Genomic DNA, 12,471 nt, shown 5'->3' with positions numbered 1-12,471 from the left:
TTACTTGATCTTGGGCAGCTGTTCCCACTGATGGTAGGGCGGCGGCGAAGGCAGCTGCCATTCCAGCGTCGTGGCACCCTCGCCCCACGGATTGGCACCCGCGACGCGCTTCTTACGGAACGCCTCGAAGACGCCGTAGAGGAAGATCAGAACGCTGACGCCGGAGATGTAGGAGCCGATCGACGAAACATAGTTCCAGCCGGCGAACGCGTCCGGATAGTCAATGTAGCGGCGCGGCATGCCCGCCAGGCCGAGGAAGTGCTGCGGGAAGAACACCAGATTGACGCCGATGAACATGATCCAGAAGTGGCTGTTGGCGATCGCCGGCGAATACATGTAGCCGGTCATCTTCGGGAACCAGTAGTACCAGCCGGCGAAGATGGCGAACACGGCGCCGAGCGACAGCACGTAGTGGAAGTGCGCGACGACGTAGTAGGTGTCCTGCAGCGAACGGTCGAGACCGGCATTGGCGAGCTGGACGCCCGTCACGCCACCGACCGTGAACAGGAAGATGAAGCCCACAGCCCACAGCATCGGCGTGCGGAAGGAGATCGAGCCGCCCCACATGGTGGCGATCCACGAAAAGATCTTGATGCCAGTCGGCACCGCGATGACCATCGTGGCGAACACGAAATAGCGCTGCGTGTTGAGCGAGATACCGGTGGTGTACATGTGGTGTGCCCACACGACGAAGCCGACGGCGCCGATCGCGACCATGGCGTAGGCCATGCCGAGATAGCCGAACACCGGCTTCTTCGAGAAGGTCGACACGATGTGGCTGACGATGCCGAAGCCCGGCAGGATCAGGATGTACACTTCCGGGTGACCGAAGAACCAGAACAGGTGCTGGAACAGGATCGGGTCGCCGCCATTCTCGGGCACGAAGAAGGAGGTGCCGAAATTACGGTCGGTGAGCAGCATGGTGATGGCGCCCGCCAGAACCGGCAGCGACAACAAGAGCAGGAAGGCGGTGACCAGCACCGACCAGGCAAACAGCGGCATCTTGTGCAGCGTCATGCCAGGCGCGCGCATGTTGAAGATGGTGGTGATGAAATTGATCGCACCGAGGATCGACGAGGCACCGGCGATGTGGATCGACAAGATCGCCAGATCCATTGCTGGCCCCGGCTGGCCGGATGTCGAAAGCGGCGGATAGATCGTCCAGCCGCCACCGACGCCGTAGGCGCCGGGAGCGCTCGGCACGAACATCGAGGTGATGAGCAAGATGAAGGCCGGCGGCAGCAGCCAGAAGGAGATGTTGTTCATGCGCGGGAACGCCATGTCCGGCGCGCCGATCATGATCGGCACCATCCAGTTGGCGAAGCCGCCGATCAGCGCCGGCATGACCATGAAGAAGATCATGACCAGGGCGTGCGCGGTGGTGAAGGCGTTGAACATCGACTTGCCGGCGTCGAGCGCGGCATCGCCGGTGACACCGTAGACCATCGAGGCGAGGCCCGGGAAAATCTGGATACCCGGCTCGGCAAGCTCCCAGCGCATCATGATCGACAGGAAGCCGCCGACGATGCCGGCCATGATCGCGAAGATCAGGTACAGCGTACCGATATCCTTGTGGTTGGTCGAATAGACCCAGCGCACCCAGCCCTTCGGCTTGTGGTCGTGATCGTCGTGAGCCGCTGCCTGCGCCATGTTCCGCTCCGTTCCCTATCCTTGTTTCGACCGCGGCTCTTAGTTGCCGGCGGACGCAACCTTGTTGGTACCATCGACCTGAGCCATCAGTGCCTTGTTGGCACCCGGCAGATCGGTCCTGGCCGCAGCGAGCCAGGTTTCATACTGCTGTTCCGAGACGACGCGCACGGCGATCGGCATGAAGGCATGGTCCTTGCCGCACAGTTCCGAGCACTGGCCGTAATAGAGGCCTTCCTTCTCGGCCTTGAACCAGGTCTCGTTGGCGCGACCGGGCACGGCGTCAACCTTGATCCCGAAAGCCGGCACCGCATAGGAGTGGATCACGTCGGAACCGACGACGAGCACGCGCACGACGACACCGACCGGCACGACCAGCTCGTGGTCAACCGCAAGCAGGCGCGGATATTTGGTCTTGTCTTCCTTGCCGAGGCCGGCGCGATCGGCGTCCGCCAGGATCGCCGAGTTGAAGGAGAGCGGCTTGTCGATCTGGTATTCGTAGTCCCAGTTCCACTGGTTGCCGGTCGCCTTCACCGTGAGCTTCGGCTCTTCCGGCGGGGTGTACTGGGCGGTGAGCAGCTGGAAGGACGGGATGGCGATGGCCAGAAGGATCAGGACCGGGCCAAGCGTCCAGGCAACCTCGATCGCCGTGTTGTGGCTGGTCTTGGACGGCACCGGGTTCACGCTGGCGCGGAACTTCAGGATGCACCAGCCCAGGAGGAAGAGCACGAACAGCGTAACCGGCACGATGAACCACAGCGTATAACGCTCGAACCAGGTGATCTGGCTCATGATAGCGGTTGCCGCCGGCTGGAACGTCATCTCCCACGGCTGGGGCTGCGCGGCATGGGCGACAGACCCGGCGAAAACCATGGATGCGGCGCCAGCGCCTGCAAGAAACTTCTTCATCGCCCTCTTCATCTCCCAGTCCCCTCCTGCAATCAGGTGGCAGGAATACGCGATAACACCGGGACAGGGAATCCCGGCCGGTCCAGATTGGTTCAAACCATACTCTCTTTCCCGCCGCAAGAAAGGAGCGCCCAAAACCATGCGGCATTTTTGCGCGCGGCAATGCAGAAGGCGCCTGTCCACAAGGCGCTCGCATGATTATGCGCCTGTCGTATCGCCATGGCAGAGACAATCGCGGCAAAACCGGCTATTTCGGAAAAGAAGTCCGCATTGTTGCCGCAGTTGCAACGGATTGCGCGTCGTCCCGCGCTTTTCCTTAGCATTGCCCGGGCTTAAAGTGGCGTGATTCGGGAATGGAGCCGTTATGAACTCTTGGGTTTCGAGAACCTTGGCGAAGGTCATCTTTCTCGCCGCCCTCGCCGGTGCCGGACAGGCGATGGCCGCCGCCCAGCAACCGAGCGGCACGGTGAAGTCCACGCACGGCGCATGGTCGATCATCTGCGACACGCCGGCGGGCGCCACGTCCGAGCAATGCGTGATGATGCAGAACGTCGTCGCCGAAGACCGTCCCGAGATGGGGCTTTCGGTGGTCGTGCTGCGCACCGCTGACAACAAGGCTGAGATCCTGCGCGTGCTGGCGCCGCTCGGCGTGCTCCTGCCCAACGGCCTCGGCCTCAATGTCGACGGCAAGGATATCGGCCGCGCCTATTTCGTGCGCTGCTTCCAGGATGGCTGCTATGCCGAAGTGATCCTCGAAAAGCCGTTGCTCGACACGCTGAAGAGCGGCAAGGCCGCCACCTTCATCGTCTTCCAGACGCCGGAGGAAGGCATCGGCATCCCGGTCGACCTCAAAGGCTTTGCCGACGGCTTCTCCGCCCTGCCGTGAGCTGAGCCGGCTCTGTTATCGCCACTCGTAGACTGCGCAACGCCCACTACGGCCGGGGTTCCCAACGAACGAGTTGCGACCGGCCGTCTTCGGTGACCGCGAAGGTATCTTTGAAACGCGCGTAGCCCGAAGCCGCATCCTTGATGAGATCGACAAGGGTGATCGAACCGTATTTGTCGGTCTGGACGGCAATGTCGGGAAAGTCGAACAGGGACCAGCCGAAATTCCGTGGGCGCGAGGCGGCGGACAGCGCCCCGATGCGGGCGATCAGGGCCGCGTGAATATAGACGCCGACCACCTTGTAGATGTTGCCGCTGCCGAAATTGATCATGAGTTGGCCGGGCGTCTTGTAGGCCGCAGTGGTCCAGAACTGGCTCAGCTTGCGCTCCCGACCATTGCTGGAATCGATGTCGCACAGATCCTGGACACAGGCCGCGAAATTGCGGTTGGTCGTGGCTGCAAGCGGCGTCCTTACAATGTTGAAATCCCAGTGGATCGGCACGCCGAGCGTAGGATCGTCGTTCATCCGGTTTATGAGATAGATCTTGCCGGCGGCCCCGGATCGTCGCGGCATGTCGGCCCTGCTGTTGATGATCGGGTAGCGTGCCAACAATGTGCCCAGTTCGCGGTATGCAGCTGCATGGTCAGGGGTGTTGTTCCAGTAATCGACCTGGAGCAGCATTGCGATGAATTCGTGCGGATTGAGGCGCAGGAATTCCTTGCATTCGTCGAGAAGCGACTGGAGCGTCTGGTACCGGTTCGAACGGAGGCGGCCGAAAGCGCGGTCGCCGTGGCAGGTGTAAATGGTGAACTGGCCGTCGTTGTCGTGGAACATCTCCAGCCGCACGTCGAGAACACGGATGCCCAGGTCCAATTGACGGCCTATCGTCAGGTTCTGGCAGGCATAGAGGAACTGGCGGGGCCACAGGTCCCTGATGGCGGCACTGTCATGCGTGCCGACAAGGTTGATGTCGCAGATCAGTGGGTCGGCGAGATCGGATTGATCGACCGCAAGCAGGTTATCCTTCGATCCGGCCGGGGTCGCGTAGTCGATCGAAACCGTTCCTTTCTTGACGGCTGGCGCGCTTGGCCCGCCGATGGTCTTGGGGACCATGTCCATCACATGGTTCGAAGCCGGCGGCGCGCGGGGCGGCACCTGGTTCGGCAACAGGCAGAGCATCGGCGCTGCGTCCGACGAAGGGCCGATACCGCCGGCCTGGCTGTCGATGGGAACGTCGCCCGACCAGTTCGTGCCATCGTACCATGCGACGTAGAGGCTCTCGGTGTACTTGCCCTTGTAGACCAGGCAGAGCCGGTTCTGAAAAACGATGAGGCTGGGGCCACTGTCGGTTTGCGGATTGATGCCGCTGATGGCTTTGTCGCCGGACCAGGCCGTGCCATCGAACCGGGAAACGAAGATCGACTGGGAGCCAGCGCCCCGATAGACGAGGAATAGCTTGCCGCCAAAGACCGCCGCCGTCGGTGGATCGTCCGACCACGGATCGATGCTGCCGATAGCCGCGTCTCCCCAGGTAGCGCCGTCGCACCAGCACGAATAGAGCTTGATACCGCCGGCGCCCATGTAGAAGAGGTAGAGCTTATTGCCGAAGACGACTGCACAAGGGCCTGTATCCGTCCTGGGATTGATGCCGCCGGCAAGCTCCGCGATCGCGTTGCCACCAGCCCATTGCAGGCCGTCGAACCAGGCGGCTCGAATCTGGTCGCCGTCATGGGCCTTGTAGAAAATGTGAAGCAGGTCGTTGAAGACGATCAGCGCCGGCGGCGTATTGGATCTGGCGTCGATGCCGCCGGGCATGTCGCGGATCTTGACGTCGCCACCCCAGGTCGTGCCGTCAAATACGGCGATGTAGAGATCGTCGCTCGTCCAGCCCTTGTAGGCGACATAGAGGCGGTTCTCGTAGAGGCAGGCCCCGAGCGCCTTGTCGGTTTTCGCATTGATACCGCCAGGCTGGCCGGAAACATCCGCCCCGCCGCACCATGTCGTTCCGTCGAAAGAGCAGGAGTGGAGGCCGTAATTGTCGGTGCCACCCTTGTAGAAAACCCCGAGCATCGTCATTAAACCGTCCCCCGAACGAATTTAATATCAGGCGCCGTCACGTTCTTCCGGCGCCTGAAAATTGTCAATCGCGGGGAAGATGTTTTGTCGCGCCGTGCAGAAAATCGAATTTTTCCTTACTGGCAATGTAATCGTATCGACTATTACTTAGCTGCCGCAATAATGTTCGGCCCGCCGGCGTGGCGGATTGACGGCGAATGGCGGCGCCGCGTGGTTCCATGTTTTCCAGAGCAGCAATGGGCAGCCGAGATTGGCGGGACCACGCGATTGCCGAAGCCATGTCCAGCGCCTACATCTGGCTGAACATTTCCCGAAAACGGCGGCATGATGAAAAACCTCCTGACCCAATTCGACATCTCCGACGATCGCCTGCGCAAGATTGTCGCCGAGACGATCAACGGCGCCGACGATGGCGAGCTCTATCTCGAATACAGCGAGAGCGAGGCGCTGATGTTCGACAACGGCCGCCTGAAGACGGCCAACTTCAACACCGACCAGGGTTTTGGATTGCGCGTCGTCGCCGGTGAGGCGAGCGGTTATGCCCATGCGGGCGACCTGTCGGAAGCAGCGCTGCTGCGCGCCGCCAGCGCGGTCTCCACCGTCAAGGCCGGCTATTCCGGCACGCTGGCCGAAGCGCCACCGCGCACCAACCGCCGTCTCTACGGCGATGAAAACCCGATCCCCTCGCCCGGCTTCGAGGCCAAGGCCAAGCTGCTGCAGGAAATCGACGCCTGGACACGAGCCGAAGACCCGCGCGTTCGGCAGGTTACGGCCGCACTCGCCGCTTCCTGGCAGCATGTCGAGATCCTGCGCGCCGACGGCCAGCTGGTGCGCGACATCCGCCCGCTGGTGCGCCTCAACATCTCCGTCATGGTCGGCGACGGCGACCGCCAGGAAACCGGCTCCTACGGCATGGGTGGCCGCACCGGCTTCGGCGAATTCCTGCTCGAGCACTCCTGGAAACACGCCGCCAAGGAAGCGCTGCGCCAGGCACTGGTCAATCTCGAGGCGGTTCCGGCGCCGGCCGGCACCTTCGACATCGTGCTTTCCTCGGGCTGGCCGGGCGTCATGCTGCATGAAGCGGTCGGCCACGGGCTGGAGGGCGACTTCAACCGCAAGAAGACCTCGGCCTTCGCAGGCCTGATGGGCCAGCAGGTCGCCGCCAAGGGCGTGACCGTGGTCGACGACGGCACCATCGCCGAGCGGCGCGGCTCGCTCACCGTCGATGACGAGGGCACGCCCACCAACCGCACCGTGCTGATCGAGGACGGCAAGCTGGTCGGCTACATGCAGGACCGCCAGAACGCCCGCCTGATGGGCATGGCCGCCACCGGCAACGGACGGCGCGAATCCTACGCCCACCAGCCGATGCCGCGCATGACCAACACCTACATGACCGCCGGCGACTACACGCCGGACGAGATCATCGCCTCGGTGAAGAACGGTATCTACGCCGTCTCCTTCGGCGGCGGCCAGGTCGACATCACGTCGGGCAAGTTCGTGTTCGGCTGCACCGAGGCTTACATGATTGAGGACGGCAAGGTGACGCGGCCGATCAAGGGCGCCATGCTGATCGGCAATGGGCCGGATGCCATGCACCGCGTCACCATGGTCGGCAACGACATGAAACTCGACACCGGCATCGGCATGTGCGGCAAGGCCGGCCAGGGCGTGCCGGTCGGCGTCGGCCAACCTCATCTGAGGATGAACCAGATCACGGTCGGCGGCACGCAGGTCTGAGCCGCCGAACCCGTATCCAGCCGACATGCCCGCATACAAATCCATCGTCATCCTGACCGGCGCCGGCATTTCGGCGGAATCGGGCGTCGACACGTTCCGCGACAAGGACGGTATCTGGTCGAAGGTCGACTATCGCGATGTGGCGACGCCCGAGGGCTTCGTCCGCGATGCCGCGCGGGTGCACGACTTCTACAACCAGCGGCGGCGCGGCATGAAAGGCGTCAGGCCGAATGCCGCGCATACGGCACTGGCGAGGCTAGAGCGAGAGTTTAGCGGCGCGTTCCTGCTCGTCACGCAGAATATCGACGACCTGCACGAACGCGCCGGTTCGGCCAGCCTCGTCCACATGCATGGCGAGCTCGGCAAGGCGCTGTGCCAGGCCTGCGAACAGAGTTCTCCCTGGGAAAAGGACATGTCGGTTCTGTCGCAATGCCCGGCCTGCGGCAGCATCGGCTACCTCAGGCCCGACGTGGTCTGGTTCGGCGAGATGCCCTATCAGATGGAGCGCATCGGCACCGCGCTTGCCCAATGCGACCTGTTCGTCTCGATCGGCACCAGCGGCAATGTCTATCCGGCCGCCGGTTTCGTCGGGGAGGCACGCTTTTCCGGCGCCCGAACCGTCGAGCTCAACCTCGAACCCTCGGACGGGCATTCCAGCTTCGACGAGGCCATCCTCGGCAAGGCGACAGAGATCGTGCCGGCCTTTGTCGAGCGTCTGCTTTCAGGCCGCTGACGCCCCCGATTCAGCGGCGCCGTTTGGGCTTCTCCAGCAGCACGACCGCCTCGACATGCGGCGACCACAGGAACTGGTCGATCGGCGTCACGCTTTTCAATTGATAGCCGCCGTCGATCAGGATGCGCAGGTCGCGCGCCAGGGTGACGGGATTGCATGAGACGGCGGCCACTAGCGGCACATCCGAACGGGCGATCTGCTTGGACTGGTCCTCTGCGCCGGCACGCGGCGGATCGAACACGACGGCATCGTAGGCGGCCAGCTCCTTGAAGGTCAGCGGCCGGCGATCGAGATCGCGGCGCTCGGTCGTCACCCGCTTCAGGCCGCCGGCAAAACGGAAACCGCGGTCGAGCGCGGCCAGAGCCGGTCCGTCGCTTTCCACCGCATGGACCTCGGCATTGGCCGCCAGCCTCAGCGCGAAGGTGCCGCATCCCGAAAAAAGATCGGCGACCTTCTTCGCCTTGCGCACATGGCCGATGACAAGCCCCGCCATCGCCGCCTCCGCCTCGGCCACCGCCTGCACGAACGCGCCCGGCGGCGGCATTACGGTCGCGGTGCCGAAGGTCAACGTCGGCTTCACCGCCTCGACGATGATCTCGCCGTCGATGGAGAGCCTGGCGATGCCGGCCTTGAGAACGAAATCGGTGGCGGCGCGGCGGATCGCTTCGGTCGGCTTGCCGCAATCGGCGGCGGCGACATCGAAACCAGACGCGGTGGCAGTGACCAGGAAGCGAAACGGCTTCGAGGTGTTGGCGACGATGCCGGCCAGATGGCGCAGCACACCCGCGGCCTCGACAATGACTGGCAGCAGAACCGGGCATTCCTCGATGTCGACAAGCACGTTGGAGAAGGCGCGGTTGTAGCCCAGGTGTAGCCCGGTCTCGGTGTTGCGCGCGGTGAAGGCGGCGCGGCGCCGGCTGTGCGGCGCGCAGGCGACGAGGTCGCCCACCGGCGCGTCGATACCCTTCGCCTTCAGGGCATGAACCACAAGGCTCCGCTTCCAGGCATGATAGGCGCCCGCCTCGAGATGCTGGATGGCGCAACCACCGCATTCGGTGAAATGGCGGCAGACAGGCGCGATGCGCTCGGGCGACGGTTCGAGTACGGCGAGCAGTTGCGCCCGGTCCTTCTCGCGCGCGGCCGTCACCACTTCGCCGGGCAGCGTGAAGGGGATGAAGAGATGGCCGCCGCCGATGTCGACGACGCCATCGCCCTGCGCGCCCAGCCGGGCTATTTCGAACCGTGCCGTCATCGGTCTTTCACTCCGGCCAAAAGGAATTCACGGTTGCCGTCGCCACCCTCGATCGGCGACGGGCACAGGCCGAGCGCGCGCCAGCCGGCAAGGCCGTCCAGCCACTCGCGCAAGGCGGCGGCGACGATTTCGGCGTCCGCCGGGTTCTTCAGCAGGCCGCCCTTGCCGATCGCCTCGCGCCCGGCCTCGAACTGCGGCTTGACCAGAAGCAGGGCATGACTGCCGGGCCTCGCCAGCTCAAGCGCCGGCGGCAGCGCCAGCTTCAGCGAGATGAAGGAGACGTCGGAGACGACGAATTCCGGCAGCCGTTCGCCAAGATCTGCCTCGTCGAGCGCGCGTGCGTTCAATCCCTCGATCGCGGTGACGCGCGGGTCCCCTCCGATCGAGGCGTGCATCTGGCCATGGCCGACATCGATCGCCGTGACATGGACGGCACCGCGTTCCAACAGCACCTGCGTGAAGCCGCCGGTGGAGGCGCCGATATCGAGCGCCTCGCGGCCGCTCGGATCGAGAGCGAAATGGTCGAGCCCGGCGATCAGCTTCAGCGCGGCACGCGAGACATAGCCGCGCGCCGGGTCGTCCACCGTCAGTTGCGCCCCGGGCGAGACGCCCTGTCCGGGCTTCGTCACCACCGCACCGTCGACCGCGACGGCGCCACGCTCGACAGCGTCGCGGGCGCGTGAGCGGCTGGCGAACAGGCCCTTCACGACGAGAAGATCGTCGAGCCGCTGGCGCTGGCTGGCTGGCTGGTGGGAACGCATCGGCCTTCATTGACGAAAGCTGCGGCCGAAGGCAAGCCGAGACTGTTGGAGACCTTATCCTAGAACAGCTGGCTTACCGGCGGCCGCTCGACGGCGGGCACGAGGCCATCGGCCGGCGCGCTGCGCGGGGACGGCTGCGGCGCGGGCTCCTGCCCGGCCACCATCTGCGGCAGCTGCTTGAAGGAGAAGCCGCCGCGCAGCGTGCCGATGTTGTTGGCGACGATATCGATCGCCGCCTTTTCAAGCGAGCGATCGTATTGCGTCTCCGCGATCGCCGGGACGACCAGCGAGAATATGCCGGCCGCGCCGAACAGAAGCGCCTTCATGAACTGTCTCCCTGCCTGCCATTTTCCTAGCAGGGGGCTGTTGAGAAAGGGCCAAGGGACAGGGTAAGCGGATCACCAAAATGCAGCATTAACAATAAGTTAACGCGACAATCGGAGAAACGGATTCGGCGTGTTGAGACGGCGATTCAAGCCGTTCGCAAACTGATTCAAGTCGTTGATGTTCAGAATCAGGCGCGCTGCGCGCTGCTCGCGTGGCCAAGTGCTGAAAACACGGTCCGCACGATGCCGGTCGAATCCAGCCCGGCATCGACATACATCTTCTCCGGCTTGGCATGGTCGGTGAAGACGTCCGGCAACACCAGCGGGCGCACCTTGAGGCCGCCTTCCAAAAGGCCCTCATGGGCGAGGAAATGCAGCACCTGCGTGGCGAAGCCACCGATGGCGCCCTCCTCCACCGTCACCAGTATCTGGTGCGAGCGCGCCAGCCGGCGGATCAGATCGTGGTCGAGCGGCTTGGCGAAGCGCGCGTCGGCCACCGTCGTAGAAAGGCCGGCGGCGTTCAGTTCGTCGGCGGCGGCAAGGCAATCCTGCAGGCGCGTGCCGAAGGACAGCAGCGCCACCTTGGTGCCTTCGCGCACGATGCGGCCCTTGCCGATCTCGAGCGGCGAACCGCGCTCGGGCATGTCGATGCCGACGCCATTGCCCCGCGGATAGCGGAAAGAGATCGGACCCTCGTCATACTCGGCGGCGGTGCGCACCATATGACGAAGCTCGACCTCGTCGCTCGCCGCCATGACGACGAAATCCGGCAGCGAGGCGAGGAAGGTGGTGTCGAAGGCACCGCAATGGGTCGGCCCGTCGGCGCCGACGAAACCGGCGCGGTCGATGGGGAAACGCACCGGCAGTTTCTGGATCGCCACATCGTGCACGACCTGATCATAGGCGCGCTGCAGGAAGGTCGAATAGATCGCCGCGAACGGCTTGTAGCCCTCGGTGGCGAGACCGGCGGCGAAGGTCACCGCATGCTGCTCGGCAATGCCGACGTCGAAGGTGCGGTTCGGGAAGACCTCGCCAAACAGATCGAGCCCGGTGCCAGTCGGCATGGCGGCGGTGACGGCAACGATGCGCTCGTCCTCGCAGGCCTCGCGGATCAGGCTTTCGGCGAACACGTTGGTGTAGGTCGGCGCATTGGCCGGCGCCTTGGCCTGCGCGCCAGTGATGACGTCGAAACGGTTGACGCCGTGATATTTGTCGGACGCCGCCTCGGCGGGCGCGTAGCCCTTGCCCTTTTGCGTCACAACATGGATCAGCACCGGGCCCTTGCCGTTGTCGCGCACATTCTTCAGCACCGGGATCAGGTGTTCGAGATTGTGCCCGTCGATCGGACCGATGTGGAAGAAGCCGAGCTCCTCGAACAGCGTACCGCCGGTGACATAGCCGCGCGCATGTTCGACGGCGCGGGTGATGGCGCGGTCGGCCCGCTTGCCGAGATAGGATGTCAGCTTCTTGCCGAAGTCGCGCAGGCCGAGATAGGTCTTGCCGGAGCCGAGCCTCGCCAGATAGGCGCTCATCGCGCCGGTCGGCGGAGCGATCGACATGTCGTTGTCGTTGAGGATGACGATCAGGCGGGCGTCGAGCGCACCGGCATTGTTCAGCGCCTCGAAGGCCATGCCCGCCGACATCGCGCCGTCGCCGATGACGGCGATGACGTTGTTCTTGCCGCCGGAGAGATCGCGCGCCACGGCCATGCCGAGGCCGGCCGAGATCGAGGTCGAGGAATGGGCGGCGCCGAACGGGTCATATTCGCTTTCGCCGCGCTTGGTGAAACCGGAAAGACCGTTTTCCTGGCGCAGGGTGCGGATGCGGTCACGCCGGCCGGTCAGTATCTTGTGCGGATAGGCTTGATGGCCGACATCCCAGATCACGCGGTCGTTCGGCGTGTCGAAGACGTAGTGCAGCGCCACCGTCAGTTCGACGACGCCGAGACCGGCTCCGAGATGACCTCCGGTCTGCGAGACGGCGTCGATCAGCTCGACGCGCAATTCATCGGCCAGCTGCGGCAGCTCGCTCTCGGAGAGCGTCCTCAGATCCGCCGGAATGCGGACCTTGTCGAGGAGCGGTGTTTTGGGTCTGGCGGTCACTGGCTGGCCCGATCGAACTCGCGGTCAAGAGTATTTAC

At 64.0% G+C, this 12,471-nt stretch carries 11 protein-coding genes; 3 read left to right on the top strand and 8 right to left on the bottom strand.

Annotation, left to right across the window (positions count from 1 at the left end; genetic code table 11):
- Positions 1 to 1,650: a cytochrome c oxidase subunit I gene (gene ctaD / locus QFZ88_RS21825; RefSeq protein ID WP_024926702.1), complete on the bottom strand. Its 1,650-nt coding sequence runs from the start codon at positions 1,648 to 1,650 to the stop codon at positions 1 to 3.
- A 39-nt stretch (positions 1,651 to 1,689) separates the two neighbouring features.
- Positions 1,690 to 2,556, bottom strand: coding sequence for a cytochrome c oxidase subunit II (gene coxB / locus QFZ88_RS21820; RefSeq protein WP_024926701.1), 867 nt, complete (start codon positions 2,554 to 2,556; stop codon positions 1,690 to 1,692).
- 364 nt (positions 2,557 to 2,920) lie between these two features.
- Here coxB and QFZ88_RS21815 point away from each other — a divergent pair, with 364 nt between their 5' ends.
- Positions 2,921 to 3,442 carry an invasion associated locus B family protein gene (locus tag QFZ88_RS21815; RefSeq protein WP_024926700.1) on the top strand — a complete coding sequence of 174 codons (522 nt, stop codon included), beginning with the start codon at positions 2,921 to 2,923 and terminating at the stop codon, positions 3,440 to 3,442.
- Between the two features lie 46 nt (positions 3,443 to 3,488).
- On the opposite strand, the gene QFZ88_RS21810 is transcribed toward QFZ88_RS21815, so the two are convergent.
- Together QFZ88_RS21810 and QFZ88_RS21805 are read right to left on the bottom strand one after the other, a co-directional pair.
- Entirely contained in the window at positions 3,489 to 5,519 is a 2,031-nt protein-coding gene (locus tag QFZ88_RS21810) for a hypothetical protein (RefSeq protein WP_024926699.1), read from the bottom strand.
- 64 nt (positions 5,520 to 5,583) lie between these two features.
- Complete coding sequence (locus QFZ88_RS21805; RefSeq protein ID WP_137901192.1) at positions 5,584 to 5,799, bottom strand: hypothetical protein; 216 nt, start codon at positions 5,797 to 5,799, stop codon at positions 5,584 to 5,586.
- Positions 5,800 to 5,846: 47 nt separating this feature from the next.
- On the opposite strand from QFZ88_RS21805, the gene tldD reads away from it, so the two are divergent.
- On the top strand, positions 5,847 to 7,259 hold the full coding sequence (gene tldD, locus QFZ88_RS21800) for a metalloprotease TldD (RefSeq protein WP_024926698.1): 1,413 nt from the start codon (positions 5,847 to 5,849) through the stop codon (positions 7,257 to 7,259).
- A gap of 25 nt (positions 7,260 to 7,284) precedes the next feature.
- Entirely contained in the window at positions 7,285 to 7,992 is a 708-nt protein-coding gene (locus tag QFZ88_RS21795) for an NAD-dependent deacylase (RefSeq protein ID WP_024926697.1), read from the top strand.
- A 10-nt stretch (positions 7,993 to 8,002) separates the two neighbouring features.
- Here QFZ88_RS21795 and QFZ88_RS21790 read toward each other — a convergent pair whose 3' ends face one another.
- From QFZ88_RS21790 to dxs, 4 genes are all read right to left on the bottom strand, one after another.
- Positions 8,003 to 9,244, bottom strand: a complete 1,242-nt coding sequence (locus QFZ88_RS21790; protein ID WP_024926696.1) for a class I SAM-dependent RNA methyltransferase — start codon at positions 9,242 to 9,244, stop codon at positions 8,003 to 8,005.
- The gene (locus QFZ88_RS21785; RefSeq protein ID WP_024926695.1) at positions 9,241 to 10,005 is read right to left on the bottom strand and encodes a TlyA family RNA methyltransferase; all 765 of its coding nucleotides are present in this window, start codon (positions 10,003 to 10,005) and stop codon (positions 9,241 to 9,243) included. The genes QFZ88_RS21790 and QFZ88_RS21785 overlap by 4 nt, the downstream gene beginning before the upstream one ends.
- Positions 10,006 to 10,064: 59 nt before the next feature.
- Positions 10,065 to 10,331, bottom strand: coding sequence for a hypothetical protein (locus QFZ88_RS21780; protein ID WP_024926694.1), 267 nt, complete (start codon positions 10,329 to 10,331; stop codon positions 10,065 to 10,067).
- A gap of 188 nt (positions 10,332 to 10,519) precedes the next feature.
- Positions 10,520 to 12,433, bottom strand: coding sequence for a 1-deoxy-D-xylulose-5-phosphate synthase (gene dxs / locus QFZ88_RS21775; protein ID WP_024926693.1), 1,914 nt, complete (start codon positions 12,431 to 12,433; stop codon positions 10,520 to 10,522).
- Positions 12,434 to 12,471 lie beyond the last annotated feature (38 nt).

It is taken from the genome of Mesorhizobium sp. YL-MeA3-2017 (assembly GCF_030814575.1).
GTDB classification, from domain to species: Bacteria; Pseudomonadota; Alphaproteobacteria; order Rhizobiales; family Rhizobiaceae; genus Mesorhizobium; species Mesorhizobium terrae.
This window is presented reverse-complemented; position numbering and strand designations above follow the sequence as displayed.

Coding starts and splice junctions, on each gene's coding strand:
- QFZ88_RS21805 (WP_137901192.1), bottom strand. CDS start 5,799: ATGGCTTCGGCAATCGCGTGGTCCCGCCAATCTCGGCTGCCCATTGCT.
- QFZ88_RS21810 (WP_024926699.1), bottom strand. CDS start 5,519: ATGACGATGCTCGGGGTTTTCTACAAGGGTGGCACCGACAATTACGGC.
- QFZ88_RS21780 (WP_024926694.1), bottom strand. CDS start 10,331: ATGAAGGCGCTTCTGTTCGGCGCGGCCGGCATATTCTCGCTGGTCGTC.
- ctaD (WP_024926702.1), bottom strand. CDS start 1,650: ATGGCGCAGGCAGCGGCTCACGACGATCACGACCACAAGCCGAAGGGC.
- QFZ88_RS21795 (WP_024926697.1), top strand. CDS start 7,285: ATGCCCGCATACAAATCCATCGTCATCCTGACCGGCGCCGGCATTTCG.
- QFZ88_RS21785 (WP_024926695.1), bottom strand. CDS start 10,005: ATGCGTTCCCACCAGCCAGCCAGCCAGCGCCAGCGGCTCGACGATCTT.
- tldD (WP_024926698.1), top strand. CDS start 5,847: ATGAAAAACCTCCTGACCCAATTCGACATCTCCGACGATCGCCTGCGC.
- QFZ88_RS21815 (WP_024926700.1), top strand. CDS start 2,921: ATGAACTCTTGGGTTTCGAGAACCTTGGCGAAGGTCATCTTTCTCGCC.
- coxB (WP_024926701.1), bottom strand. CDS start 2,556: ATGAAGAAGTTTCTTGCAGGCGCTGGCGCCGCATCCATGGTTTTCGCC.
- QFZ88_RS21790 (WP_024926696.1), bottom strand. CDS start 9,244: ATGACGGCACGGTTCGAAATAGCCCGGCTGGGCGCGCAGGGCGATGGC.